Here is a 24,967-nt window from a genome sequence, read left to right as displayed (position 1 = left end):
AGCCGGCGCCGAGTCCGCCCGGGTGGCCGCCGCCTCAGCCGGCGGCCAGTTCCCTGGCCCTGGCGAGCGCGGCATCCGTTGCGCGGTCGAAGACCGACTCGAGATCGGCATCCTGCAGCACGGCGACGGCCTGCTCGGTCGTGCCCTTGGGGCTCGTGACCTGGATGCGCAGCTGCGTCGGCGTCTGGTCGGATGCCTCCAGCAGCCGGGTCGCCCCGATGAACGTGCCGTTCACGAGCTCCGCAGCCTGGTCGGGCGAGAATCCCTTCGACACGGCGGCCGCGGTGAGCTGCTCGATCAGGAAGAACACGTAGGCGGGTCCGGATCCCGAGATCGTGCTGAGCGCGTCGAGCTGCGATTCGGGCACCTCGACGACACTGCCCACCGTCTCGAACAGGCGTCGAACGAGGGCGAGCTGCTCCGGGGTCGAGCGAGTTCCCGCGCTGAGACCAGTGACGGCCTTGCCCACGATCGCCGGGGTGTTGGGCATGGAACGCACCACGGAGACGGATGCCGGCAACAGCTCCTCGAACCGGGCGATCGTCACCCCGGCGGCCACGCTGACCACGATGGTGTCCGGCTCGACGGCATCCGCGATCTCGGCGAGCAGGTCGGGCACCATCGCGGGTTTCACCGCAACCAGCACGACGCCTGCACCGCGCACGGCTGTTCGGTTGGCATCCGCATCGTCGTCGGTCGCGAGGGCAACGACACCCGGCACATCGGCGAGGGATGACGCACGCTCGGCGCTGCGATTCGTGACGGTGATGCCCTCCGAGTGCACCCCGGGCGTGAGCAGTCCGCTCAGGATGGCGCGGCCCATCGACCCCGCCCCCAGGATCGCGATCTTCGGCAGCTCGACGACGTTCTCATTCATGCACATCAGCCTACGGAGGGCGGCAGACGCGCCCATAGGATTGGTCGCATGACGGAGGCTGCGGACTCGCACGGATCCAGCACCAGGGCGATCCTCGCGGCGTTCGCCGCGAACCTCGGCATCGCGTTGACCAAGTTCATCGCCTGGTTCTTCTCCGGCTCGACATCCATGTTGGCCGAAGGCGTGCACTCCCTCGCAGACTCCTGCAACCAGGTGCTGCTGATGATCGGCGGGCAGCGGGCCAAGCGGGCGGCCGATCGCGAGCATCCGTTCGGCTACGGCCGCGAGCGCTATGTGTACGCGTTCGTCGTGTCGATCATCCTGTTCTCGGTCGGTGGAGTCTTCTCGATCTACGAGGGCATCGAGAAGATCACGCACCCGCACCCCATCGAGGTGTGGTGGCTGCCGCTGCTCGTGCTGGTGATCTCGATCATCCTGGAGAGCTTCTCGCTGCGTACGGCGATCCACGAGTCGTTGCCGCACAAGACGGGATCGTGGTTCGGCTTCGTGCGCAGGGCCAAGGCGCCCGAGCTGCCGATCGTGCTGCTCGAAGACGTCGCGGCCCTCATCGGACTCACCTTCGCGCTCATCGGCGTCGGCCTCGCCATCATCACCGGCAACGGCGTGTTCGACGGCATCGGCACGGTGTTCATCGGCGCGCTGCTCGTGGTCGTCGCGATCGTGCTCGGAATCGAGACGAAGAGCCTGCTCGTCGGCGAAGGCGCCACCGACGCTGATGTCGCTGCGATCGAGAAGGCGATCCTCGACGGCGGGGAGACCGATCGGGTCATCCACCTGAAGACCCTGTACCTCGGGCCGGAAGAGCTCATGGTGGCGGCCAAGATTGCGCAACCCGCCGGCCGCAGCATGGGCGAGGTGGCGACATCCATCGACGCGATCGAGGCGCGAGTGCGCGCCGCCGTTCCCGTCACGAGCCTGATCTACCTGGAGCCCGACGTGTTCCACGATTGACGTCTGCGGCGGGCGGTCAACCCACTATTGCGCCATTTGCGCTCTCGTGCGCCAAACTAACTGGCGCACGAGAGCGCGAATGGCGCTGGTGATTTCCGGATGGCGCGGGTCAGCGACGCTCCGTGAAGAAGTCCTCCAGGAGGGCGGCGCAGGCATCGGCCTCTACGCCGCCGTAGACCTCGACACGGTGGTTCAGCCGGCGGTCTCGGAGCACGTCGTAGACGCTTCCGGCGGCCCCGGCTTTGTCATCCCAAGCGCCGAACACCACCGTCGGCACCCTTGCGGAGATGATGCCGCCTGCGCACATCACGCACGGCTCGAGGGTGACGACGAGCGTGGCATCCGTGAGATGCCAGTCCCCTGTCGTCTCAGCTGCACTGCGCAACGCCAGCAGCTCGGCGTGCGCGGTCGGGTCCTGGCGGGCCTCGCGTTCGTTGCGTCCGGTGCCGATGACACGGCCTTGGGCATCCACCACGATCGCCCCGACCGGAACGTCGCCCGTCGCCCGGGCGAGCTTCGCCTCCTCGATCGCGCGGCGCATCCATGCCGTCTGGTCGATGCCGGTCACGCCCCTCCTCAGAATCGCGCGGCCATCGATGGACGCCTCACCCGTGGGGATCGCCCGTGTCACCGCTAGATTTGAGCCTATGCGAGTGCACGTTGCCGATCATCCCTTGATCACCCACAAGCTGACGGTGCTGCGCAATCGCGACACACCCGCCGTGACCTTCCGCGCTCTGGTCGAGGAACTCGTCACGCTGCTCGCCTACGAGGCGACGCGCTCCGTGCGGGTCGAGCCGATCGACATCGTCACCCCTGTGACCGCGACGACCGGCGTCACCCTCTCGGACCCCAAGCCGCTCGTCGTGCCGATCCTGCGCGCCGGACTCGGGATGCTCGAGGGCATGGTCAAGCTCGTGCCGTCCGCGGAGGTCGGCTTTCTCGGCATGGTGCGCAACGAGGAGACGCTCGAGCCGACGACGTACGCCGAGCGGCTCCCGGAAGATCTTTCGAACCGCCAGTGCTTCGTGCTCGACCCAATGCTCGCGACGGGAGGATCGCTCAGCGCGGCGATCGAGTTTCTCTTCAAGCGAGGCGCGGTGGATGTCACCGCCATCTGCATCCTCGCAGCACCCGAGGGCATCGAGGCCGTCGAACGGCTCACCGAAGGCCGGGATGTCACCCTCGTGCTCGGCGCGGTCGACGAACGACTGAACGAGCACGGCTACATCGTCCCCGGCCTCGGCGACGCCGGCGATCGGTTGTACGGGCTGGTGTGAGTTCATTCCGCGCCGCCGCGCCGATTGCCATCGGGTAGCGAGGTTGCCGGGTCAGACCGAGGTCCCCAGCGTGGCGCGCAGTTGATCCCGGACAGCGGCGTCGACTCCGATCGATTCCAGGTAGGCATCCGGCGAGCCGCTGTCGAGCACGACCTCGCCGAGTGCGCCCACTAGCGCCTCGGGAGGGCTGGAGAGCACGATGTCACGCAGGTCGCCCTCAAGCGCAACGTCGTGCTGTGCCAGGCGTGCGGCGATCGCGTCGGCCCACGGCCCGGCCAGGTTGTCGGCCGTTCGCGCGTAATCCCCTGCAACGACATCCATCGGCACGTCGATCGCTAGCAGAGCGAGAGCGACCGCGAGTCCCGTACGGTCCTTGCCCGCGGTGCAGTGGATGACCGTCGGGCCGCCCTCCGCGAGAAGCGAGAGCACCCTGCCGAACGCCTCGCCACCGTCTCGCAGCATGGCGACGTACAGCGATCGCAGCGTCAGGCCCCCGCCCGCGAAGAGCTGCGCCATGGAATCGCGCAGCGACCCCGCCATGATCGGCACGTGCACGACGTCGATGCCGGTGCCTTCTATGTCATCCGGCACCTCAGCGACCTCTTCCTCTGAGCGAAGGTCGACGATCCGAACGATCCCCAGCTCCGAGAGGGCCAGCCTGCCCTGGTCACCGAGTCGACCGAGGGCATCGGATCGGAACAGCACGCCGGAGCGCACGCCTGCGGCCCCGGCGGCGGCTGCGCGGAAGTTCACCGTGCCCGGGATGGGCAGCGGCATCGCCTCGTCGGCAAGGGAATCGGTCATGGTCATCAGGCTGCTCCATTCGGGGTGGGTACCACGGCCGCGGCGTTGGTCGGCGCGGAGCCGATGATCAGAGTCTGCCCCTCCGTGACGAGTCGCACGTGCCTCGGCTTTGACAGGATGGGGCGTCATCCGCTTTACTGTCATGCATGACTGGCTCTTCGCGCACCCTGACCTCCTTCGAGGCCCTTGGGCACGCCGGCATGATGATGCCCGGCAGCGACGCCGTCATGTGCTGTCGAATGTGTCGCTGATCCGACCGTTCGACCCTCGCCGAGCCGTCGCCAGTTGATACGCGAGAACTCCGTCTCTCGCCCGGCGACGCTCCCGTGAAGTCCCGTCCATAAGCGCCAGAGGACTTCAGCACCGGCCCGCTCCGCGGCCATCTCTCGAACCCGATTCACGGGCATCCGTCGACTCGACGCACCGCCAGGGTTCACCGCATCATCGCCACAAGGACTCGACTCCCATGTCTCTCGCCACCATCACCCCCCTCACCGACACCACCACCGTCAATCACCGCACCGCCACCGCCGCGCAGACGCGTCGTATCACGACCATCCCACACACCACCGTCACGACGCCCGACGCCCCCGCCGCGCCGGCAGCGACGCCGACCCGCACCGCGCACCCTCGCCGCGTCAACCCTGACCACCACGAGCCGATCCAGCCCCTGCCCGTGCAGCAGCGCGCAGCTCGGGTCATCCCCGCTCCCGTGCAGGAAACTCCTGCGCCCGTCCGCATCCGCGCCGTGCCCTCGGGTACCCGTGCCCGGGGCTTCGCCCTCTACGTCGGATTCGACGAAGAGAAGGCGGCCGCAGCAGGCACCGACCTGGGACACGTCGTCGAAGCACTGAAGCGTCTCGCCGCGGAGATCGCACCCGGGTCCGAGACCTACGCGGCCGTTGCGCTCGCGCCGGAGACCGCGGGCGGACGCGATGTGGATGTCGTGCGTCTCGCCCTCCAAGACCCGGCCGCCGTCGCGAAGAGTCGACAGGCATCCGACCCGATCCAGGACCGCGCCAGCGGCGTCATCGTCGACATCTCGCGCAAGCGCCTGCTGCTCGACAACGAGACCGTGCCGCTCACCTACAAGGAATTCGAACTGCTGCAGTACCTCGTGCTGCGCGAGGGCCGCACCATCGACCGCGCCGAGCTCATCTCCTCCCTCTGGCAGGCCGGCGACGACGAGGTGCCCAACGAGCGCACCATCGACGTGCACATCCGCCGCCTGCGCTCCAAGCTCGGCCGCTACGAAGACATCGTGCGCACCGTGCGCGGCGTCGGATACCGCTTCGACCGCCACGCCGATGTCGCCATCCGCCACGCAGGCGCGCCCAGTCCCGATCTGTTCTGATTTCGCGCCGGTCCCTACCCGGCGCGACGCGGTCGGGTAGGTGGGTGGTCGGGATCGATGCGCCGTCGCGGCCGCCGCATCGGCGCGCGTGTTGCGCCGCGAACGTGGCCGCCGGTCCCCGCCCGTTTTCCCCACGCCGACCCAAGTGATCGCCGCTTCTTGCGGGTTGGACGCGGAGATTTCCGCGGAAAGTGGCGACGGGTGTCTTTCCGTTATCGAGACCCAGGTCGTCGCCACTTGTTGCGGGATCGGCGCGGGGATTTCCACGGGAAGTGGCGACGAGTTGCGTGGGCGGGCGCCGGGGGGCCGGTGGGCGGCGCGGGCTGGACCGGATGCTACGACGGGGTGAACGTCCGGGAACGTCGGGCGTGAGTGACGGTGGCCCGGCGTAGCTTGAACGCGAAGGCGGGGAACACCCGGAAGCCAGCCGACGAGCACGACGGAGGCATCGTGGCGACAACGCAAGAGCACGTGCTGAGGATCATCGACGCGCACCTCGACGAACTCCGACAGCCAGGGGTGCTCAGTGTGCGGCCCGGCTTCCTACTGCAGGATGACTGGATCACCGACACCCGCGCAATCGTCGTAACCGTCGCCCGAAGCACGGATGTCTCGTCGGCGGGTCTTCCCCGGGAGATCGACAGCGTGCCCGTCGACATTCGAACGGCATCGCCGGCCAAGCTGGCGCAACTCGCCACGGCGGCGCGCGCGGCCGACACACTAGCGGCGGACCCCGAGTCGACTGGTCCCGAGAAGACTCCTGGCGTCGGAGAGGCGACTGCACCCGAGAGTGCTGCTCCGGCTGAAAACGTTGCGGGGCCCGAGAACAATGCCGGGCCCGAGATTGCGGAACGTCCGACCACATGGGCCGCGGCATCGGAGCCCGCACCCGACCAGGGCGGGGTCGCGGTGTTCTCCGACGAGAAGATCCTGAGCGCACCGCTGATCTCCGCCATGCTCGAACGAGTCCTGACCCCGCTGGCCAAGCCCACGAAACCCCAGCTGACCTACTCTCCGCCCGAAGGCGTCGCGCTGGCTCCCGTCACTGCAACGATCCGCATCGAGCTGAGCGCGAGCCCCGACTCCGGCTGGAGCGTGCTCAAGGAGTTCCTGGCGGGCACAGAGAAGTCGCTGACGATAGGCCTTTACGACTTCACCTCGGCGCACGTGCTCACCGAGTTCGAGTCAGCGATGAGCGGCAAACCAGTGTCGCTGGTGTTGGACCATCCCGCCAAGAACCCCACTGCAGACCAAACGGATGACCAGACCGTCGCCGATCTCGACACCGCCCTCGGCAGCGAATTCGACCAGGTCTGGGCGTTGGAGCGCTCCGATCCGCATGCCGCGGCCTGGATCTTCCCCTCGGCGTACCACATCAAGACCGCCGTGCGGGATTCGAACGCCGTCTGGCTCTCGAGCGGCAACTGGAACAACTCCAACCAGCCCGACATCGACCCGGTGCACAATCCGGCGGATGCCGCCGAGGCGCGCATCCGCGACCGCGACTGGCACGTGGTGATCCACGACGTGGCGCTCGCAAAGGTGTTCGAGTCGCATCTGCTGAACGATCACGCTGTCGCGGCGCAGCACCAGGTCGCAGCCGCGGCTGCTGAAGAGCAGGAACCGGCATCCGCTGAGGCGATGCAGCTCCTTCAGCCGCTCGCCCAGACGCCGCCGTTCACACAGTTCACCGACTCCACGACGCTGCGCGAAGAGATGACCATCACCCCTGTGCTCACTCCGGATGCGGGCGTCTACGTGGATGCCGTGCGTGCGCTGATTGAGAGTGCGCAGACATCCCTGCACATGCAGTTCCAGTACATCGAGCCGCCGTCCAAGCCGTCGAGCGCCACCGCTCCGTTCTCCGCGCTCATCGACGCGGTGATCGCGCGGCAGAAGGCCGGCGTCGACGTGAAGGTCATCATGAGCCAGTACGAGACCAGCGGCTACCTGGAGCAGCTGCAGCAGCTCGGCATGGATGTCGTCAACGGCGCGAAACTGCAGAACAACGTGCACAACAAGGGCATCGTCGTCGACGGCACGCGCACCCTCGTCAGCAGTCAGAACTGGTCGGGCGCGGGCACGCTGCAAAATCGCGACGCCGGCGTGATCATCGACAGCGCGCGCGTCGCCGCGTACTTCGACGCGATCTTCCAGCACGACTGGGACAACCTGGCGCGCCAGAAGGTGCTCCAGGACTGAGACGTGATGCTCGGGACTGAGACGTGAGGAGGTGGCCGCCTACGGGACGAGGATGATCTTGCCGCGCACCTCGCCCGCCTGACTGGCGCGGTGCGCCTCGGCCGCCTCGACCAGCGGATATACCGCGCCGATCTCCACCTGGAACGTGCCGTCGGCGATGCCGGCGAGAGCGGCGTCGAGCCCCTCGGAGCGCCACTCCTCCTCCTGCGCCGTGAGCGGCACCGGGCTTCCGCCCGACCAGGCGTGGATCCCGAGCTCGGCGGCCTTCGCGCCGGCGACGATCGTGCCGATGTGCGAGCGGTCGGAGACCAGCTCGAAGGATGCCTGAAGTGCGTCATCCGTTCCGGCCATGTCGAGCACGTAGTCGACACCCTGCGGCACAGCGGCGCGCACCCGCTCGACCAGGCCGTCGCCGTACTCCAGCGCGATGGCGCCGAGCTCGCGCACACGGTCGAGGTTGCGAGCGCTCGCCGTGCCGACGACGATCACGCCGCGTGCCTTCGCGAACTGGATGGCCGCCTGCCCGACGGCACCCGAGGCACCGTGGATGAGCAGCACGTCGCCCTCCCCGGGCGCGAGCGACAGCACGGCCTGGTACGCCGTCCCCGCTGCGACGCCGAGCGATGCGGCCTGCTCGAAGGTCACCTTCTGCGGCTTGCGCACGAGCTTGCCGACGGATGCCACCAGCTCGCTCGTGTAGGCGCCACTCGCCCCGCGCACGACGACCTCGTCGCCGACCGACCAGCCATCGACACCCGGACCGACCTGCGAGATCACGCCCGATGCGTCCGACCCGAGGCGTCGCGGCGTCTCGATCGGGCCGGAAGGACGGATGCCCTGCCTCAGCTTCCAGTCGATCGGGTTCACCCCCGCCGCCTTCACCGCGATGAGCACCTTGCCCTCACCGGGAACAGGGTCGGGCCTCTCGGCGACCTCGAGAACCTCCGGCCCGCCGAAGCGGCTGTACTGGATGACGGTCTGCATGCCCTCCACGATATTGAAGGTGGCACAGGCATGCGGCCGCGCGATCGCAGCCGGTTGAGGGGCACCGCGTAGCGGAGCGTCCCCCGTCGGTTGAGGAGCACCGCATAGCGGAGCGTCCCCCGTCGGTTGAGGAGCACCGCATAGCGGAGCGTCCCCCGTCGGTTGAGGAGCACCGCATAGCGGAGCGTCTCGAAACCCGCGCCCCGGTCTCGGTGGGCGGGTTTCGAGATGCGCGCCTTCGGCGAGCTCCTCAACCAGCGGAGGGAACACACGGCTTCGGCGAGCTCCTCAACCGGCGGTGGGAACGCGCGCCTTCCGCGAGCTCCTCAACCAGCGACAGCGGGGAGGGGGCCGGTGAGGTAGCCCTGCACCGTGGGGGCGATGTGGTCGACGATCCACGACGGCTCGGCGGAGGCCAGCGGCTCCCAGGCCAGCACGTACCGCGCGAGAATGAGCCCCGCCGCCTGACTGGCCACGAGGGCGGCGCGGGTCTCGACCTCGGCGGGATCCGGCGAGAACCGCCCGACCACGGGGCGCACCGCCCTGTCCAAGATGAAGGATCGCATCTGCGCGGCGAGGATCTTGTTGCGGGTCGCGCTGCGCACCACGGCGGAGAGCACGGAGGAGTGGGCATCCCATCCGGTGAGCAGGGCGGTGAGCAGTTCTCTGGCAGCGTCCTCCGGACGGGCATCCAGTACCGGAGCGACCAGATCCGCCGGGTCGATCGGCAGCGAGGTCACAGCCTTGAAGAGTCCGCCCTTCGAGCCGAAATAGTGCGCGATCATCGCCGGATCGACGCCGGCCTTGCCGGCGATCTCCCGCGTCGTCGCGGTCTCGCCCCGATCCGCGAACACTTCTCGTGCGGCATCCAACAACTCTTGCCGCGTCGTCGACGGGCCCTTGCGCCTGCCGCTCACGCCGCGGCTCCCGTGCCGCCGCGACGGTGGCGACCGTGCGGATGATCCTCGGCCGCGTCACCGGCTGCCCGTCCGCCGTCGCGATCCAGCAGCACCATCGTCTCCTCCAGGGTGGGCGCCACCGGCGTGACGGTCGCCGGGATGTCGCCGAGGGCATCCCGCACGACTCGTTCTGGCGTGCCGGCCACGCGGATGTCGCGCCCCGTCAGCATCGTCGGCAGGCCTGCACGGTCGAGGGCATCGAACGCTCCCTGCCAGTCTTCGCTGTGCACGAGTACCGCGCTCGTTCCGCGGGTGAGGTCGGCCACCGTGCCGGATCCGATCAGCCTCCCGCTCGCGAGCAGCACGAGACGCGTGCACTGCTCGGCCTCTTGCAGGTAGTGGGTCGTCACGATGACGGCGCGACCGGATTCGGCTTGCGCATGGATGACATCCCACAGTCTTGCGCGACCGAGCGGGTCGACCCCCGAGGTCGGCTCGTCGAGCACCAGCAGCTCCGGCGCGTGGCTCAGAGCAAGGGCGAACGCGAGCTGACGCTGCCTGCCGAGCCCGATCTCGGCGACAGTGCGCGAGCGGATGTCACGGAGCGACTGCGGCAACTCTGGTCGCGGCACCCCGTAGACCCGGGAGAGGAAGGCGACGTTCTCGCTCACGCTCAGCGACGTGTAGAGACCAAGGCCCTGCGGCACGTATCCGAGCCTGCGGCGCGACGCGTTGTCCGGCGCGGAGCCGAACAGCCGCACCACGCCGTCGTCGGCGCGCTCCAGTCCGAGCATGATGCGCAGCAAGGTGGTCTTCCCCGCACCATTGGCGCCGATCAGCCCGACGATCTCGCCGGGACGCACGTCGAGCCCGACGTCGTCGAGCGCAAGGTTGTGGCCGAAGCGCTTCGTCACGGCGGTCGCGGATGCTGCGGGTCGGGATGCGCCGGCTCCCGCCGGTCGAGTAGCGCCGCCGGAGGCGCCGCGTATCGAGACCCCGTCCTCGCGACCCTCCGGCGGCTCGGGATAGTCCGCGACGGAACCCTCGCCAGCCGGGTCTCGATACGCGTGCGGCCTTCGGCCACGCCCTACTCGACAAGCGGGGGCGCCTGTGGCCGCACCGGGGTCGAGCGCGCCTTCGTCCGCGGCGCCGTTGGCGGCGAGGGAAAGTGCCACGAGGGCATCCTCGAAGTCTGGGTCCGTGATCGGGGTGAACGAAGGCGTCGGCGCAGCATCCACGCCGGTGGGCGCCTGATCCGTGGTCGGCGGCAGCCAGATGTGCCGCTCGGTACCGCGGCGCCACGTGCGCGGTGCGAGGCTGGACGGTGGGTCATCCGTGCCGTCGAGACGTGCGATGGTGCCCGGCACCGCCGCGATCACCTCGTCGGGTGTGCCCTCGGCGAGCGCCCGCCCGGCATCGAGCACCAGAACGGATGCCGCACGCTGCGCCTCATCGAGGTACGTCGTGGCCATCACGACGACGGTCTCCCCCGCAGCCGTGCCGTTGCCTGCCGTCGCACTGATGAGTCGCCACAGCTCGACGCGACTCACTGGGTCGACCCCGGTGCTCGGCTCGTCGAGGAGCACCACCCGAGGTTCGTGCAGGATGGCGAGCACGAAGCCGAGCTTCTGCCGCATGCCGCCGGAGAGGTCGCGGCCCAGCCGGTTGCCGACCCCGTCGAGCCCTGCGCGCCCGAGCAGCTCGCGCGACCGCCCGCGAATCGCGGCCGTCGACATGCCGTAAGAGCGGCCTACGAACTCGACGTTCTCGTCGACGGTGAGATTCGGCCAGACGCCCGACGTCGATGGCTGATATCCGAGCAGTTCCCGCTCGACCGTGCGCACCTCGCCGGACGCCGCGCGCACCCGATGCGCGAGCACACGCAGCAACGTGGACTTGCCTGCGCCGTCGCCACCGACAACGGCTGTGACGCGGCCGGGTCCGGCATCCAACGTCACGTTCCTCAGAGCGGTGATGTTGCCCGCGGCGTGGCCGAACTCGACGCTGAGGTCGCGCACCCCGACGGTGAGATCGCCCAGACTCACCGCCGCGCCCTCACCGGATGCCTGCGAGACCTCCGCGCGCCGCTCCTCGTTCATCACGCCACCTCGGTGGCGCGGTCGGGTGCGGCATCCGCTTCGGGATGCTCACGCGACTTCTTCGGCGAGATGCTGCGGCTCAGGCGCACCACGGCCAGGCCGAAGATCACGACGGCCATCGCGGCCAGGATGACCAACGGGAACCACAGCGAGTCCCAACTCGCGCCGCGGATCATCACGCCCTGCGAGATCATCGTGAACCAGGTCAGCGGCAGGCAGTAACCGATCCACCGAACGCCGGGAGCCATCGCCGACAGCGGGAAGATCATGCCGGAGAGCAGGATCTGCGGCAGCAACACGAGGAACGCGAGTTGGATGGCCTGCCCTGTCGTGCGCGACACCGACGAGATGAGCACGCCGATTCCCAGCACCACGAACAGGAACAGCGCGGCCCCGACGATGAAGATCAGCGGGTCGCCGTTGAACGGCACGCCGAACAGCACGAGGCCGAGCACGGTGATCAACGCCATGTCGAAGCACGCGAGCAGGAAGTACGGCGAGATCTTGCCCAGCACGACGGCGCTCGGGCGCAGAGGCATCACGGCGAGCTGCTCAAGGGTGCCTGCCTCACGCTCGCGCACCAGCCCGATGGAGGTGATGATCGTGCCGATGAAGGTGAGGATGAGCCCGATGATCGCCGGCACCATCACCCACGACGTCTTCAAGTCGGGGTTGAAGAGCACAGACACGGTGATCGTCGTCGAGGGATGCGGAGTGGATGTCGCCGCAGTGCCGCTCTGCCCTGCCTGGGCCTGAGCCTGCGCCGCCTGTGCCGCGGCCTGGGCCTGCTGCTGAGCCAGCTCACCCTGGATCTGCGCGAAGATCGTCTTCGCCGCCTGCGCGGCGAAGAGGTTCGAACCGTCGATGTAGACGTGGGCGTCGGTGCCGGATGCCCCGCTGCTGGAACCTCCGGTAGCAGGGACCGCCACGATCGCGACATCGGCGAGGTCGTCGCGCAGCTCGGTCTCCGCGTCGGACTCCGTGCCGTTGGTGTCGGTGCGGACGACATCCAGGTGATCGCTCAACTGTGCGTTGTCGTCGATGAGCTTCGTCACGGTCTCGGCGTTGCTGCCGTACACCGCGACCGTCAGATGGTCGACCGTGAAGTTCGCCGCGTAGCCGAAGATGATCAGCAACAGCAGCGGCATCACGATGAGCAGTGCGAGCGTGCGCCGGTCACGACGCAGCTCCTGGAATTCCTTGATCACGATCGCGCGCATGAGAGGGCCTTCCGTGCATCCTCGCTGTAATTTCATAATTCATCGGGTGATGAATTCTGTCAAGGGCCGCTGAGTTTCGGAGATTTGCGGTGACACGCCGAGCTGGGACGGGGCCGCCCGGCGTGTCGGGGCGAATCTCCGAAGTTTGGCGGGGCGCGCGATACCGTCAGGCCGTGAGCGTGGTGCTGTGCGTGACGTTGTGGCCGAATCCCGGGCAGGAGGAGGCTCTCGTGTCGTACGAGGACTCGGTGCTCGCCCTGCTGCCTGAGCACGGCGCGCGGGTGGTCGCACGCGTGCGTGCGGAGACGTTCGCCGGAGACGAGCCCGGGCACGGGCATCCATTCGAGACGCAGATCATCGAGCTGCCCGACGAAGCGGCCCTGGATGCCTACCTCGCCGATCCGAGACGCGCCGCGGCATCCGACGTGCGCGATCGAGCCATCGCCCGCACCGAGATCCAGCGGGTCGCGCTCACCTGAGTCGACGCCTCAGCGCGCGGCGTGCCGCCTGTCGTACGCGGCTCTGGATGCCTCGATCGTTCCTCGGTTCTCGTTCGCCCAGTCGCCAAGGGCGATCGCCCAGTCGACGAGCGTGCCGCCCAGTCGCGTGAGCTCGTATTCGACTCGCGGCGGCACCTCGGCATACGCGGTGCGCTCGATGAGTCCGTCGCGTTCGAGTTGGCGGAGCGTGAGGGTGAGCATGCGCTGCGAGATACCGGGGATGTGCTGTCGCAGCTCGGTGAATCGGAGGCGCCTCGCTCGGAGCGTCGCGATCACCAACAGCGACCACTTGTCGCCGATCCGATCGAGCACCTCGCGCACCGCGGCGCCCGCGTCGGCGTCGTGCTCGCAGGAGGTCTCGTAGGTGCTGAGTGGGGCGTCCTCCCTCATGCGCCCTCCTCGATGGCTTGCGTCGACGCGATCGGCGCTCGGTTACGTCGGTGTGCCTTTTGTACGCGACGCCTTGGTAACGCATCATGTCATTACTTACTGATCGTAACCATCAAGGACACCGACTCCCATGACCATCGCACTCTGGATCATCAACATCGTTCTCGCACTCGCGTTCCTCGCCTCGGGCATCACCAAGGTCTCGCAGCCCAAGGCGAAGCTCGCCGGCGCGATGGGCTGGGTCGAGGACTTCGCGACACCCTCCGTCAAGCTGATCGGTGCGGCCGAGATCGTCGGAGCGTTCGGGCTCACCCTCCCGCTGTTCACGGGCGTCGCCGTCATCCTCGCCCCGATTGCGGCGCTGTGCCTCGCGGTGCTGATGATCGGCGCGGTCGTGGTGCACGCGCGTCGCAAGGAGTCGTTCGTGCCATCGCTCGTGCTCGCCATCGTGTCGATCGCCAGCGCGATCATCGGGTTCGTCGTCCTGTAAGACCTGCAGCCGCGGGCCAGGGGAACCCGCTCCGGTCACTCCTCGAGGTATGCGGGGAGTCGATCCAGGCAGTCGTTCCACCCCTGCTCGTGCTCGGTTGCGGTCTCCTCGTCGCGAAGCCTGTCGTGGGTCAGCTCCAAGCGGGTGCCGCCGTCCGTCGAAGTGAGGTCCAGCGTGACGAGCGACTCGTCATCCTCACCGTCCCAGCGCCAGCTGAACGACAACGTCGTCGGCTCGTCGACCACGAGGAACTCGCCCGTGACTCCCATGTCGGGATGCGAAGCGCTGATGTGGATGTCGCCTCCGACCTTCAGCTCGATCGAACACGTGGTGCCGAAGCTCGGCGGCCAGAACCACGAGGCGAGTTCGGTCGGGTCCGTCCACGATCGCCAGACGCGGTCGATGGCGGCGGGCAGTTCACGGTGCACGGTGATCTCGGTCATGACTCTTCCTTGGGGCTACGCGCCGCCGATCACGGCGACGATTCGCTGGTAGGTCTGCTCGGCATCGAGGCTGCTGGTGTCGATCAGGATCGTGTTCGGTCGGTCGGCGAGGTACTCGTCGAGGTCAGCGCGGATGTGTTCCATCAGCTCACCATCCGGCTCCGCGAGTGCGCGCTGGATGTGCGCATCCACCGGATTCTCCGCCTCTCTCGCCCCGAGACGACGGAGATGCGAAGCAGGATCGGCCAGCAACGCGATCTCGAGGTAGTCGGCACCGGCCTGCTCGGCGATCGTGTCCGCCCACGGGGACCCGTCATAGCTGGTGATCAGCTGCGGGAGTACGACGTCAGCTCCGCGCTCGAGGTGCCTGACGCCCATGGCGATCGCGTGATCCTTGGCAACCGGGAGTGCCGCGAAGAAGTCGTCTTGCCATCCACCGATCAGGCCCGCAAGAACGTCGACGTCGAGGTTCAGTGTGCCGGGATGCTCAGCCGCATAACGTCGAGCCAGCGTCGACTTCCCCACTCGCGATGGGCCATTGAGGTGGATGAGGCGCGACACCCACACACCCTAGCCGCGTGCGGTCAGTTGCGGCCTTCCGTCTGGAAATGTAACGATACATTATTGCCGTAGGAGCACCACCGCGAGGAAGCGCCGCCCCATGAGTTGTTACGAGAAGGTCCCCAGGTGGGACCCGTCCATCGATGCAGTCGGCAACATGCCGACGAAGGGACTCTGACGTGGGCGCGCCGATTTACCACGATCCGGTCTACGACGGGGCGACCGACCCGACTCTGATTCAGAACAGCGATACCGGCCACTGGTGGATGTTCTACACACAGCGCCGAACCACAGACGGCGGCGCTCGTCACCGCTGGGTGCACGGCACGGAAATCGGGATCGCGGTCTCGACTGACCGCGGTGCCACCTGGGCCTACCGCGGAGTTGCCGGCGGGCTCGAACAAGGGAACACACTCTGGGCACCCGAGGTGATCCGCGCGGCGTCCGACTACCGCATGTACCTCACGGTCGTCGACGGAGTTCCCGACGACTGGGCCGATGCCGAGGCTCACATCGTGGAATACCGCAGTGACGACCTTCAGAACTGGACCCGGATGCACGCGCTCGACCTCGGCTCGGATCGAGTCATCGACGCCGCAGTGGCCAGAGGTCCCGACGGGATGTGGCGGCTCTGGTACAAGAACGAGCGCGACAGGTCGAGTACCTGGGTCGCCACGAGTTCGGATCTCGACACCTGGTCGGTCGAAGGACGCGCCATCCCCGCGACGCCGCCCCACGAAGGCCCGAACGTGTTCCTACTCGATGGCTGGTGGTGGCTCATCACCGACGAATGGCGCGGCCTTGGCGTTCACCGTTCCACCGACGCGGTGCATTGGCGGCGTCAGGAGCGGGACGGCGGCCTGATCCTCGACAAGCCGGGAAGCCATCCGGAGGACCGCGAGCTGGGCCACCACGCAGATGCGGTGTGCATCCCCGACGCGAACGGCTCGGTCGCGGCGCTCTTCTACTTCACTCATCCGCAACGCTCACGCGCCATGCCGAACGAATACCGGGCGCGAGTGAGCGCGGTGCATGTGGCCAGGCTGACCGTACGCAACGGGGATCTTCTCGCAGATCGAGATGTCTCGGGCATCCCGCTTCAGTTCGAAGGTGAGCCGCAATGACAGAGACGTTGGATGGCTACCTTCTCGTGTTCTTCCGTTCGGAGGAGACGGAGGACGGCGAACAGGTCCGCTTCGCGGTCAGTGCGGACTCGACCCCGACCGGCTGGATCGAGCTCAATGCTGGAGCACCCATCCTGACGTCCCGGCTCGGGGAGTGCGGAGTCCGGGACCCGTTCATCGTCCGCGACGAGCGACGGGACCGATTCGTGCTCATGGCGACCGATCTGCGCACCTGGCCCGATCACGACTGGAACCGGGCAACCAGGCATGGCAGCCGGTCGATTCTCGTCTGGGAGTCCACCGACTTGGTGGACTGGGGCGACCCGCGCCTGGTGGACGTCGCTCCCGAGGAAGCGGGAAACACCTGGGCGCCAAAGGCCTTCTGGTCCGAAGTGAAGCAGCGATGGCTGGTGTTCTGGGCATCCGCCCTGTTCCCTCCGGACACACCTCGCGCGCCCGGGACGTATCAAAGGATCCTCGTCGCCGAGACAGAGGACTTCCGTCGCTTCAGTCCCGCGCGCGTCCACCTCGACCTCGGGCACGATGTCATCGACCTGACGTTCGCGAGCGACGGCCGGCAGTGGTATCGCTTCTCCGCGAATGCCCACGTTCCAGGTGGACACCCCGATATCGGCCACCACATCTTCATGGAACGCGGTCCCGAGTTGGAGGAGCCTCGCTATGGAGCGCTGACAATCGACATCGGCAAGGACGTGATGCGACGGGCGGAGGGACCAGCGGTGACCCGCGCTGTCGACGGGGGCGGCTGGTACCTCCTCGCTGACGAGTTCGGGCTCCGCGGATATCAGCTCTTCCACGCCGACGACCTCGCGACCGGTCAGTGGACCCATCTCCCCGATGCGTCGCTCCCACCGGGTGCCCGCCATGGCTCGCTCCTGCCGATCAGCGGAGGCGAGCGCGATCGGATGCTCGAGCACGCGTGGTAGACAGCGGCGCCAACGGAAGCGAGGCGGAGTCCATGGACGATCCCGATGCGTATTTCGGCTATCTCGCCGTGCACTTCGTGGAGACCACGGAGCCCGACGGAGAACAGATCTATTTCACGCTCAGCGACGGTGACGACCCGCGCCGGTGGACGCGGCTCAACCGGGGCAGACCCGTGCTCCGCAGCACTGCAGGCACCTGCGGGGTTCGCGACCCTCACATCGTGCGATCGCCGATCGACGGATCGTTCTTCCTTCTCGCGACGGACATGAACGCCCGCCGGGATGGCTGGGAGTCGGCGACCCGCACCGGCAGCCGCGCCATCGAGATCTGGCACAGCGACGACCTCGTTGAATGGAGCGAACAGCATCACGTCGTCGTCGCACCGATGGAGGCAGGCATGGCCTGGGCGCCTGAGGCCATCTGGGATCCGGAGAAGGCCTCGTTCCTCGTGCACTGGACCTCATCTTTGTATGACGACAGCGAACACACCGGCGATCCGCACTCCCTGATCATGCGGTCGTACACGCGCGACTTCGTTCAGTTCACGCCACCGGAGGTCTGGCTCGACCCAGCGAAAGACCCGACACTCCTCGGCGGCGTTCTGGACTCCACGGTGATCCGCCATGGCGAGTGTTATTACCGGTTCATCAAGGGGATCGTCGCCGGGGTCGATGACGGCCACGGTCGTCCGCTCGGCGACATCTTCGCCGAGACTTCGCGAGACCTTTCAGCGTTGCAGACAGGGTGGCGGCGCATCGCATCCGGCATCACCTATCGCACGACCCATCGTCAGCCATTCGAAGGCCCGCTCGCGTTCCGTGCAAACGATGAGAGCGGTTGGTACTTGTGGGCTGATCATTTCGGGGACGAAGAGCAGGGGTACCAACCCTTCTTCACGACCGACCTGGATCGGTCGGCCTGGCAGCCGATTCCGACGTCGGAGTTCCGACTCGAGCCGAATACCAAACACGGTGTCGTGCTTCCACTTCGCGGTGACGAGTGGCAGAGGCTTCAGGCGCGGTATCCCGCCTGATTCGTGATGCGCGAACGATCTAGCGACCGGCTCGGTCGGCACCGAAGGTGGACTCCCGAAGGGCAAGCGAGAACGGCGCGATGAATTCGACCGGGTCGCGTTCCTCCCCCGCGATCCGTGCGACGAGAAACTCGACAGCGGTCTTCGCCATGAGGTCGTGGTCCGGGCGCACGCTCGACAGCGAAGGCACGCTGAACTTGCTCAGCTCCACGTCGTCGAAGCCGATGACCTTCACCTCGTCGGGTACGACCATCTTCGCGTCGGCCAGCGCCCTGAGCGCACCGGCGGCCACGTAATCGGTGACGCAGAAAACCCCATCGAACGCCACGCGGTTCTTCACGAGTTCGGCGATGACGTCGAGACCCCGGCTCGGCGAGAGCTCGTCGAGCGTGAATATGAGATTCGGGTCGGGTTCGAGCCCCCGCTCGCGATGCGCGGCGAGGTATCCCTCATATCTGAGAGTGGACATGTCGGGCTCACCCGTCATCTCGCCGAAGATCGCGACCACGCGAGCGCAGCCTTGATCCAGGAGGTGCCCAACGGCGGCACGTGCGCCCTCGACATTCGGCATCGCAACATGGTCCACCGGTGCGTGGAAGATCCGCTCGCCGAGAATCACGACGGGAAAGTCGACGCGAAGCACGTCGACATCCGCCTCGCCGAGCCCGACCGTGCTCAGGATGAGCCCGTCGTACATTCGCACGCGTGAAAGTGCGAGAGCCGATAGCTCGGATTCGCGCGAGCGACCGGTCTCCTCGATCACGACATGAAGGTCGTGCTGCGTGCCGTACTTGATGACGGCCGCCCCGAGCTGGCCGAAGTAGGGTCGATCCACCTCCGGCACCGCCAAGCCGATGGTGTGTGTGCGACCCTTGCGCAGGTTCCGCGCCGCGACATTGACCCGGTAGTCCAGATCTTTCATCGTCGCCAGCACCTTGGCTCTGGTCGACTCTTTGACGTGAGGCCGATCGTTGAGAACGTTCGACACGGTCATCGGTGATACGCCGGCCGCTTCGGCGATGTCCTTGATGGTCGCTGCCATCATTCCCCAAACTCTGCCTCCCGATGCCTCACCCAGCCGGCTGATGCATGGAAGCGTTTATAACGCTACAGGACCGGGATGCTCAGGTGGACGAGCGGCGCGTGGGCCACCGGTTCATCCCTTGACGCTGCCGTTGACCAGACCCGACACGATCTGTCGCTGAGCGACGATGAAGAAGATGACCATCGGTATCAGCACGATCACGGTCAGTGTCATGAACGTGGGCCAATCCGTTGTGAACTGTCCGACCGCTGTGTAGACCTGCAGAACAAGGGTCTGCTTGTCGGGCGAGTTGATGAAGACGTTAGGAGTAATGAAGTCGTTCCAGACCCACATGGTCTGGAACACGCCGACCGTGACCAGAATGGGCCTGATCAGCGGCAAGGCGACGGACCAGAAGACTCGGAATGCACCTGCGCCATCGATGCGCGCGGCCTCGAAGAGTTCGCCGGGGATCGTGCGCATATATCCGAGGATCAGGAAGTAGCAGAAGATCGATCCCGCCGCGTACATCACGATCAATCCGTTCAACGAATCGACGAGTTGTACTCCGGCGAGCATGCGATACAGGGGTATCAGCGTGGCCTGACCGGGGACGACGAACGCGATGACGAGGATCACACCGAGTACGGTCGCGAATCGCGCCTTGCCGATCAACACACCGAAAGCAGCCATGGCCCCAACGAGGAGCATGAGCACGATCGAGGTGACGGTCACGTACAACGTATTGAAGAACGCCTCGACGATCGGCAGTGTCTGGAACACCCGGATGTAGTTGTCGAGGTTCAGCTCGGTCGGCAAAGCAAGCGGGTGAGCAGTCGTCTCCGCCTGAGTCTTGAGCGTGTTGACGATGATGTAGTAGAACGGCACGGCCACGATGCACGCGATGGGGATCATCACCACGCTGAGGATGATGCCTCTGCCTTGTTTCATGAGAATCGCTCCTCGAGCCGGCGCGAGATGAACAGCTGTAGCAGGATCACGAGCCCCACGGCGATCAGAAACAGCACGCTCAACGCCGATGCCTTTCCGACCTGAGATTGTGCGATGCCGTTCTCGATGATGGCCTGGGTCAGCGAGCGGGTCGCGAAGCCCGGGCCTCCGTGGGTCAGGGTGTACGGAAGGTCATAGACCTTGATGCCGCCGGTGAGAAGCAACAGGCTGCTGATCGAGATAGCGGGCGTCAGCATCGGCAACGTGAGGAACCGGAACTCCTGCCACCGACCGGCTCCGTCGATCCGAGCCGCCTCGAACATGTCCTTCGGCACGGACTGTAGATAGGCCAGGTAGAGCATTGCGTGCCATCCGGTCTGCGCCCACACCGCGACGACGATCACGCAGAACTGCGCAAGCGTCTCGTTCGCCAGCCAGGGAACCGCAGGAATGCCGAACCAGCCGAGGACCGAGTTGACGACGCCCGACGCGAGCGGGCTGAAGATGAAGGTCCAAACCAGTCCAAGGATGGCAACGCTGGGCACCGCCGGAAAGAAGAACACACTCCGCACGAACCCGCGGCCGACGAACCGGTTGTTCAGGATGACCGCCAACGGTATGGCGAACAGCGTGACCAGCAGCGTCGTGCTGATCGCGTAGAAAAGGGTGAATCCCAGCGCCGACAGCATCGACGGGTCGGTCCAGATCGAAAGATAGTTCTTGAAGCCGACGAAGTTCACCTGGTCGGAATACCCGTTGTAATCGGTGAAGCTCCAGTACATCGACTGCGAGAGGGGCACCAGGTACAGCGCGACGAACACGATAATGATCGGCACGACGAACCAATAGGCCGCCCAGCCGTCGCGAGTGCGTCGTCGTCGGGGGTTCACGGCCCGCCGGAGCGCAGAACGCACGTCCGGTGAAGGCGCGAGAACAGTGGTGTCTGCCATGACACGCTCACTTCCTCGAGGGTTCCAGGGGCCGTCGAACTCCGCGACGGCCCCTGGAACCGTGCTACTTGACTGACTGGAGCTCGGTGTCCATGCCCTTGGCGAACTGCGCTGCCGTGATCTTCCCGAGGATGTTCTGCTGCATCAGGGAGATCGAGGTGGTGCTGAGCACGTCCGAGTTCGTCGGCCAGCTCACGGCCGGGAGGTAGAAATCGCCCTTGCGGACGGGTGCGACCATCTTGTCGAGGGCAGGATCCACCTTGGGGGTGAAGTCCTTGGTGGTCATGATCGAGCCCGTTGTCGCGTTGTACATCTGGGCGGCCTTCTTCGACTGCAGGAACTCGACCCACTTCTCGGCCGCCTGTGGGTCCTTGGCTTTGGCATTGATCGCGTACCCAGGCGACACCGCGCCCGCCCAGTACGGAGTGCCGTCGGCACCCGGAACAGGCCAGAACTCGAACTTCAGGTTGGGCGCAGCCTGACGGATTCCACCGGGCGTCCAGGAGCCGGTCCCGATCATGGCGACCTTGCCCTGATTGAACTCCTGCTGCACCTGGTCCCCGGTCAACCCGGCGACGGATCGCGACTCCAGGCCCTGATCGAAGAGCTTGTTCCAGGTCTTCAGCGCGGGCGTCCACGATTTCTCGAAGGTCGACTTGCCCGCCCAGATGTCGGCGTCCATCTTGCCGCCGTCCGCCTGGTTCTGCAGGCCGAGCAGTGCAGCGAGGGTCACGGGGATGCCGTCGCCCGCCTCATAGAAGGGTGTGATGCCGGCATCCTTGAGCTTCTTGCACAGGTCGAGGAACTCTTGCCAGGTCTTCGGTTGGCCGGTGTAGCCGACCTTCGCGAGGAGGTCCTCGTTCACGAGGAGTCCACCGCCCCACGACGAGGTCGCGGCGCCGTAGACCTTGTCATCCTGCGTGTATGTCGCCTTCGCAGCAGTCGCGATGTTGGAGATCCAGGATTCGTTCGAAAGGTCCTTCGCGAAATGACCTTGCATGATCTGCTGCTTGTTCTCGGCCGTGATGATGAACACGTCTGGGGCGGTGTTGGAGCCGAGCTCCGTCTGCAGCTTTTGGATGTAGCCGGTCACCGGCTGCGCGAATGAGAACTCGACCTTGTAGCCGGGATTCTCCTTCTGGAACTCGTTGATGAGCGGCTGCATCGTGGCCTTGTTGTCCCACGACAGGAAGGTCACCGTCTTCGACCCGGTGTCACCTCCCGCGCCCGCGCCGGAACAACCGGCCAAGGCCGTTCCCGCGACGGCGGCAGCAGCCACGACGGCCGCGGTCCTTGCCAGCGCTCTTCCACGAAGAGATCTCATGAGACGTGATTTCAGCGACATTGCTTCTACCTTCTTGTCTTGATTGAGGGATCAGTGTTGGGGTGCAGGAAGAACGGGAGCGGCGTCTGGCACGACCGGCTCGAGTCCTCCCTGCGGGAGGTGGTGCAAAGGCTGGACGACGAGTTCGCGATGGAATCCGTCGCCTTCGGGTACGGCGAACCGGTGGTAGGCGATCAACCAGTCGTCCGTGCCGGGGATCCGCAGGATCGAATGATGTCCGGTGCCTGCCACCCCGAGCTCCGGAGCTTGTTCGAGAAGCACGCCTCGCACATCCCACGGCCCGAAGGGGCTCTCACCGACAGCCCAGCGCACGCGGTACTCGGGATCGCGGGTGTCGTTCTCCGACCACGTGAGGTAATACAGGTCGCCGCGACGGTGAACGTGCGCCGCCTCGCGGAAGCTCGGATGCCGCCAGGACCGGTGCGTGCCGGGAACGACCGCAGACATCGACTCGTCGAGTTCGGCGAAGTTGGCGACGGTGTTGCCCCACACCAGATAGGACCTGCCGTCGTCGTCGGTGAAGACCGAGGGATCGATGGCCCGACCGGGGTAGTGCCCTTCTGCGATGAGCGGCCGACCGAGGTCGGTGAATGGGCCGGTCGGATGATCTGCGACCGCCACCCCGATGTTGTCCGCGGCGCTGAAGTACAGGTAGAAGCGACCGTCCGGACCCTGTGCAGCAGCAGGCGCCCATGCGTTCCGATCCGCCCACTCGACGTCCCGCCCGAGGCGGAGCACCTCGCCGCCGTCGTTCCACGTCACGAGATCATCGGAGACCAGCACACGGAAGGACGTGCTCGCCCAATCCGCGATCCCATCCGTGGTCGGGTACACGTAGTACCGCCCCCGGAAGGACACGAGCGCCGGGTCCGCGAAGTAGCGGCCGGAATCATCAGGCACTGTCATCCTGTCGGACCCTTTCGTCTGCGTTGAGGAATGGCGTGAGCAAATGTATATCGATACAAATGCTGACGGCCTGTATCGTTACATAGTCGAGACATCGGACGCAAGTACTTCACGTGACCGGTTACGCTGCCCCTGCGGATCGAGATCGCGCGAATCGAAGGAGATGACGTGACAACCGTCGCCGCACCCCCGATGGGATGGAACAGCTGGGACTGTTTCGGCACAACCGTGACCGAAGACGAGGTGCTGGCGAATGCCCGTGTCCTGCGCGACGAGCTGGCACCGTTCGGGTGGGACACCGTGGTCGTCGACATCGACTGGTACGACCCGACGGCGCGTTCCCACGGTTACAACCGGGATGCCCCGCTCACCCTGGATGCCTGGGGGCGCCAACTCCCCGCGGTGAATCGGTTCCCGTCCGCGGCCGGGGGCGGGTTCACCACCCTCGCCGGCCAGGTACACGACATGGGGCTGAAGTTCGGGCTGCACATCATGCGCGGCATCCCGCGGCGCGCAGTCGAGCTCGACCTACCCGTGCTCGGAACGGAATGGACGGCATCCCAGATCGCCGATCGCGATCGCGTCTGCGCCTGGAACCCGGACAACTTCGGACTCGATCACGCGCACCCGGGTGCACAGGCGTACTACGACGGCCAAGTCGCCCAGTTCGCGGAATGGGGCGTCGACTTCGTCAAGGCCGACGACATGCAGGCACCGTTCTACGAGGACGAGATCGCTGCGTACGCGCTCGCGATCGAACGCAGCGGCCGAGACATCGCGCTGTCACTGTCACCCGGCACCGGCCTCTCCACGCGCCACCTCGACACGCTTCGCCGGCACGCCGAGATGTGGCGCATCTCCGACGACCTCTGGGACCGGTGGGATGACATCCATACTCAATTCGCCCGGCTCGCACGGTGGGCTCCGTTGCAGAGCGACGAAGGCTGGGCGGATGCCGACATGCTGCCCGTCGGCCGCATCGGCGTTCGCGCCGAACGCGGTGACCCTCGCGACAGCCTGCTCACGATGGACGAGCAGCGGACCATGTTGACGCTCTGGACGATGGCCCGCTCCCCCCTCATGCTCGGCGCCGACCTGCCGTCCAGCAGTGACGAGACCATCGGAATGCTGCGGAACAAGGCGTTCCGCGAGGTACTCACCTCGACGGCCGACAACGCCGAGTTAGTGCGCGAGCCTGCTGACGACGGCGAGATCATCGTGTGGGGCGCCCGCTCGACCACGAGCGCGGCCGATTACATTGCGGTGTTCTGGACCGGCGACGGCGAACGGGACATCGACGTGCCGATGTCCTCGCTGATCGGCGACCGCACTCCCGTCGCCATGACCGTTGCCGATCTGTGGGATGAGCAGCGGGTTCGGCGGCTCGACGCGGGAGAGCCGATCTCGGTCCGGGTGCCATCGCACGGTGTGCGGTGGCTGGAAATCGGAAAATAACGAACGGATAACTAGCGCCTCGTTACCTGTTCGTTATATAGTTCAAGAGCACCGGCTGTTTGCTGTGGCGGTCGGTGCGGAATGTGATTGCAGGACACTCTTGGTGCAAGGGAGAGGGCCGGTCGTAAGCCTCTACGACCGGCCCTTGTCCTATTT

25 protein-coding genes are annotated in these 24,967 nt (G+C 66.4%); 10 read left to right on the top strand and 15 right to left on the bottom strand.

Translation table 11 applies throughout. From position 1 onward, the window contains the following. Window positions 1-34: 34 nt before the first annotated feature. Window positions 35-877, bottom strand: coding sequence for a pyrroline-5-carboxylate reductase (gene proC / locus ACYVDN_RS15735; protein ID WP_460573130.1), 843 nt, complete (start codon window positions 875-877; stop codon window positions 35-37). 48 nt (window positions 878-925) lie between these two features. Here proC and ACYVDN_RS15730 point away from each other — a divergent pair, with 48 nt between their 5' ends. After that, a complete protein-coding gene (locus ACYVDN_RS15730) occupies window positions 926-1,849 on the top strand; it encodes a cation diffusion facilitator family transporter (protein WP_460573129.1) in 924 nt (307 codons plus the stop codon). A gap of 109 nt (window positions 1,850-1,958) precedes the next feature. Here ACYVDN_RS15730 and tadA read toward each other — a convergent pair whose 3' ends face one another. Next, a complete protein-coding gene (gene tadA / locus ACYVDN_RS15725) occupies window positions 1,959-2,417 on the bottom strand; it encodes a tRNA adenosine(34) deaminase TadA (RefSeq protein ID WP_460573128.1) in 459 nt (152 codons plus the stop codon). Between the two features lie 79 nt (window positions 2,418-2,496). Between tadA and upp the strand changes: the two genes are divergently transcribed. Further along, window positions 2,497-3,129 carry a uracil phosphoribosyltransferase gene (gene upp, locus ACYVDN_RS15720; RefSeq protein WP_460573127.1) on the top strand — a complete coding sequence of 211 codons (633 nt, stop codon included), beginning with the start codon at window positions 2,497-2,499 and terminating at the stop codon, window positions 3,127-3,129. Between the two features lie 51 nt (window positions 3,130-3,180). Here the strand turns inward: upp and ACYVDN_RS15715 are convergent, their stop codons facing one another. Further along, window positions 3,181-3,933 carry a tyrosine-protein phosphatase gene (locus ACYVDN_RS15715; protein ID WP_460573126.1) on the bottom strand — a complete coding sequence of 251 codons (753 nt, stop codon included), beginning with the start codon at window positions 3,931-3,933 and terminating at the stop codon, window positions 3,181-3,183. A 466-nt stretch (window positions 3,934-4,399) separates the two neighbouring features. On the opposite strand from ACYVDN_RS15715, the gene ACYVDN_RS15710 reads away from it, so the two are divergent. Both ACYVDN_RS15710 and ACYVDN_RS15705 read left to right on the top strand, forming a co-directional pair. Continuing rightward, the gene (locus ACYVDN_RS15710) at window positions 4,400-5,287 is read left to right on the top strand and encodes a winged helix-turn-helix domain-containing protein (protein WP_460573125.1); all 888 of its coding nucleotides are present in this window, start codon (window positions 4,400-4,402) and stop codon (window positions 5,285-5,287) included. Between the two features lie 450 nt (window positions 5,288-5,737). Next, the gene (locus tag ACYVDN_RS15705; protein ID WP_460573124.1) at window positions 5,738-7,489 is read left to right on the top strand and encodes a phospholipase D-like domain-containing protein; all 1,752 of its coding nucleotides are present in this window, start codon (window positions 5,738-5,740) and stop codon (window positions 7,487-7,489) included. Window positions 7,490-7,528: 39 nt separating this feature from the next. On the opposite strand, the gene ACYVDN_RS15700 is transcribed toward ACYVDN_RS15705, so the two are convergent. The 4 genes from ACYVDN_RS15700 to ACYVDN_RS15685 form a co-directional block, all read right to left on the bottom strand. Beyond that, window positions 7,529-8,473 carry a quinone oxidoreductase family protein gene (locus ACYVDN_RS15700; RefSeq protein WP_460573123.1) on the bottom strand — a complete coding sequence of 315 codons (945 nt, stop codon included), beginning with the start codon at window positions 8,471-8,473 and terminating at the stop codon, window positions 7,529-7,531. Between the two features lie 326 nt (window positions 8,474-8,799). Further along, on the bottom strand, window positions 8,800-9,390 hold the full coding sequence (locus ACYVDN_RS15695) for a TetR/AcrR family transcriptional regulator (protein WP_460573122.1): 591 nt from the start codon (window positions 9,388-9,390) through the stop codon (window positions 8,800-8,802). Next, a complete protein-coding gene (locus ACYVDN_RS15690) occupies window positions 9,387-11,471 on the bottom strand; it encodes an ATP-binding cassette domain-containing protein (RefSeq protein ID WP_460573121.1) in 2,085 nt (694 codons plus the stop codon). Before ACYVDN_RS15690 ends, ACYVDN_RS15695 begins: the two co-directional genes overlap by 4 nt. Further along, window positions 11,471-12,691, bottom strand: coding sequence for an ABC transporter permease (locus tag ACYVDN_RS15685; RefSeq protein WP_460573120.1), 1,221 nt, complete (start codon window positions 12,689-12,691; stop codon window positions 11,471-11,473). The genes ACYVDN_RS15690 and ACYVDN_RS15685 overlap by 1 nt, the downstream gene beginning before the upstream one ends. Window positions 12,692-12,864: 173 nt before the next feature. Here ACYVDN_RS15685 and ACYVDN_RS15680 point away from each other — a divergent pair, with 173 nt between their 5' ends. Continuing rightward, the gene (locus ACYVDN_RS15680) at window positions 12,865-13,170 is read left to right on the top strand and encodes a DUF1330 domain-containing protein (RefSeq protein WP_460573119.1); all 306 of its coding nucleotides are present in this window, start codon (window positions 12,865-12,867) and stop codon (window positions 13,168-13,170) included. A gap of 9 nt (window positions 13,171-13,179) precedes the next feature. Here ACYVDN_RS15680 and ACYVDN_RS15675 read toward each other — a convergent pair whose 3' ends face one another. Further along, window positions 13,180-13,581, bottom strand: coding sequence for a winged helix-turn-helix transcriptional regulator (locus tag ACYVDN_RS15675; protein ID WP_460573118.1), 402 nt, complete (start codon window positions 13,579-13,581; stop codon window positions 13,180-13,182). 130 nt (window positions 13,582-13,711) lie between these two features. Between ACYVDN_RS15675 and ACYVDN_RS15670 the strand changes: the two genes are divergently transcribed. Next, window positions 13,712-14,071, top strand: a complete 360-nt coding sequence (locus ACYVDN_RS15670) for a DoxX family protein (RefSeq protein WP_460573117.1) — start codon at window positions 13,712-13,714, stop codon at window positions 14,069-14,071. A 35-nt stretch (window positions 14,072-14,106) separates the two neighbouring features. Here the strand turns inward: ACYVDN_RS15670 and ACYVDN_RS15665 are convergent, their stop codons facing one another. Both ACYVDN_RS15665 and ACYVDN_RS15660 read right to left on the bottom strand, forming a co-directional pair. After that, entirely contained in the window at window positions 14,107-14,514 is a 408-nt protein-coding gene (locus ACYVDN_RS15665; protein ID WP_460573116.1) for an SRPBCC family protein, read from the bottom strand. Window positions 14,515-14,529: 15 nt separating this feature from the next. Then, window positions 14,530-15,075 (bottom strand): AAA family ATPase, encoded by a 546-nt coding sequence (locus ACYVDN_RS15660; protein WP_460573115.1) that lies wholly within the window; start codon window positions 15,073-15,075, stop codon window positions 14,530-14,532. 179 nt (window positions 15,076-15,254) lie between these two features. On the opposite strand from ACYVDN_RS15660, the gene ACYVDN_RS15655 reads away from it, so the two are divergent. Genes ACYVDN_RS15655 through ACYVDN_RS15645 form a run of 3 tightly spaced genes read left to right on the top strand, consistent with a single transcriptional unit; the run spans window position 15,255 to window position 18,180 of the window. Next, a complete protein-coding gene (locus ACYVDN_RS15655) occupies window positions 15,255-16,199 on the top strand; it encodes a glycoside hydrolase family protein (RefSeq protein WP_460573114.1) in 945 nt (314 codons plus the stop codon). Beyond that, a complete protein-coding gene (locus tag ACYVDN_RS15650; protein ID WP_460573113.1) occupies window positions 16,196-17,146 on the top strand; it encodes a glycoside hydrolase family 43 protein in 951 nt (316 codons plus the stop codon). Before ACYVDN_RS15655 ends, ACYVDN_RS15650 begins: the two co-directional genes overlap by 4 nt. 32 nt (window positions 17,147-17,178) lie before the next feature. Beyond that, the gene (locus tag ACYVDN_RS15645; protein WP_460573112.1) at window positions 17,179-18,180 is read left to right on the top strand and encodes a glycoside hydrolase family 43 protein; all 1,002 of its coding nucleotides are present in this window, start codon (window positions 17,179-17,181) and stop codon (window positions 18,178-18,180) included. 19 nt (window positions 18,181-18,199) lie between these two features. Here ACYVDN_RS15645 and ACYVDN_RS15640 read toward each other — a convergent pair whose 3' ends face one another. From ACYVDN_RS15640 to ACYVDN_RS15620, 5 genes are all read right to left on the bottom strand, one after another. After that, window positions 18,200-19,225, bottom strand: a complete 1,026-nt coding sequence (locus tag ACYVDN_RS15640; RefSeq protein ID WP_460573111.1) for a LacI family DNA-binding transcriptional regulator — start codon at window positions 19,223-19,225, stop codon at window positions 18,200-18,202. 111 nt (window positions 19,226-19,336) lie between these two features. Beyond that, on the bottom strand, window positions 19,337-20,155 hold the full coding sequence (locus ACYVDN_RS15635) for a carbohydrate ABC transporter permease (RefSeq protein ID WP_460573110.1): 819 nt from the start codon (window positions 20,153-20,155) through the stop codon (window positions 19,337-19,339). Beyond that, window positions 20,152-21,105, bottom strand: a complete 954-nt coding sequence (locus ACYVDN_RS15630; protein WP_460573109.1) for a carbohydrate ABC transporter permease — start codon at window positions 21,103-21,105, stop codon at window positions 20,152-20,154. Before ACYVDN_RS15630 ends, ACYVDN_RS15635 begins: the two co-directional genes overlap by 4 nt. A gap of 64 nt (window positions 21,106-21,169) precedes the next feature. Next, window positions 21,170-22,384, bottom strand: a complete 1,215-nt coding sequence (locus tag ACYVDN_RS15625; RefSeq protein WP_460573108.1) for an ABC transporter substrate-binding protein — start codon at window positions 22,382-22,384, stop codon at window positions 21,170-21,172. A gap of 96 nt (window positions 22,385-22,480) precedes the next feature. Next, a complete protein-coding gene (locus tag ACYVDN_RS15620; RefSeq protein WP_460573107.1) occupies window positions 22,481-23,356 on the bottom strand; it encodes a glycoside hydrolase family protein in 876 nt (291 codons plus the stop codon). A gap of 168 nt (window positions 23,357-23,524) precedes the next feature. Between ACYVDN_RS15620 and ACYVDN_RS15615 the strand changes: the two genes are divergently transcribed. Further along, window positions 23,525-24,811 carry a glycoside hydrolase family 27 protein gene (locus tag ACYVDN_RS15615; protein WP_460573106.1) on the top strand — a complete coding sequence of 429 codons (1,287 nt, stop codon included), beginning with the start codon at window positions 23,525-23,527 and terminating at the stop codon, window positions 24,809-24,811. Window positions 24,812-24,967: the final 156 nt, after the last annotated feature.

This window comes from Humibacter soli (assembly GCF_054779035.1).
The sequence above is the reverse complement of the archived record's forward strand: the minus strand, read 5'-3'. Positions and strand labels throughout refer to the sequence as shown.

What these genes read in the sequence shown, in the direction of transcription:
- proC (WP_460573130.1), bottom strand. Translation starts at nt 877, where the DNA reads ATGAATGAGAACGTCGTCGAGCTGCCGAAGATCGCGATCCTGGGGGCG.
- ACYVDN_RS15730 (WP_460573129.1), top strand. Translation starts at nt 926, where the DNA reads ATGACGGAGGCTGCGGACTCGCACGGATCCAGCACCAGGGCGATCCTC.
- upp (WP_460573127.1), top strand. Translation starts at nt 2,497, where the DNA reads ATGCGAGTGCACGTTGCCGATCATCCCTTGATCACCCACAAGCTGACG.
- ACYVDN_RS15715 (WP_460573126.1), bottom strand. Translation starts at nt 3,933, where the DNA reads ATGACCGATTCCCTTGCCGACGAGGCGATGCCGCTGCCCATCCCGGGC.
- ACYVDN_RS15710 (WP_460573125.1), top strand. Translation starts at nt 4,400, where the DNA reads ATGTCTCTCGCCACCATCACCCCCCTCACCGACACCACCACCGTCAAT.
- ACYVDN_RS15700 (WP_460573123.1), bottom strand. Translation starts at nt 8,473, where the DNA reads ATGCAGACCGTCATCCAGTACAGCCGCTTCGGCGGGCCGGAGGTTCTC.
- ACYVDN_RS15690 (WP_460573121.1), bottom strand. Translation starts at nt 11,471, where the DNA reads ATGAACGAGGAGCGGCGCGCGGAGGTCTCGCAGGCATCCGGTGAGGGC.
- ACYVDN_RS15685 (WP_460573120.1), bottom strand. Translation starts at nt 12,691, where the DNA reads ATGCGCGCGATCGTGATCAAGGAATTCCAGGAGCTGCGTCGTGACCGG.
- ACYVDN_RS15675 (WP_460573118.1), bottom strand. Translation starts at nt 13,581, where the DNA reads ATGAGGGAGGACGCCCCACTCAGCACCTACGAGACCTCCTGCGAGCAC.
- ACYVDN_RS15670 (WP_460573117.1), top strand. Translation starts at nt 13,712, where the DNA reads ATGACCATCGCACTCTGGATCATCAACATCGTTCTCGCACTCGCGTTC.
- ACYVDN_RS15665 (WP_460573116.1), bottom strand. Translation starts at nt 14,514, where the DNA reads ATGACCGAGATCACCGTGCACCGTGAACTGCCCGCCGCCATCGACCGC.
- ACYVDN_RS15650 (WP_460573113.1), top strand. Translation starts at nt 16,196, where the DNA reads ATGACAGAGACGTTGGATGGCTACCTTCTCGTGTTCTTCCGTTCGGAG.
- ACYVDN_RS15645 (WP_460573112.1), top strand. Translation starts at nt 17,179, where the DNA reads ATGGACGATCCCGATGCGTATTTCGGCTATCTCGCCGTGCACTTCGTG.
- ACYVDN_RS15640 (WP_460573111.1), bottom strand. Translation starts at nt 19,225, where the DNA reads ATGATGGCAGCGACCATCAAGGACATCGCCGAAGCGGCCGGCGTATCA.
- ACYVDN_RS15635 (WP_460573110.1), bottom strand. Translation starts at nt 20,155, where the DNA reads ATGAAACAAGGCAGAGGCATCATCCTCAGCGTGGTGATGATCCCCATC.
- ACYVDN_RS15630 (WP_460573109.1), bottom strand. Translation starts at nt 21,105, where the DNA reads ATGGCAGACACCACTGTTCTCGCGCCTTCACCGGACGTGCGTTCTGCG.
- ACYVDN_RS15620 (WP_460573107.1), bottom strand. Translation starts at nt 23,356, where the DNA reads ATGACAGTGCCTGATGATTCCGGCCGCTACTTCGCGGACCCGGCGCTC.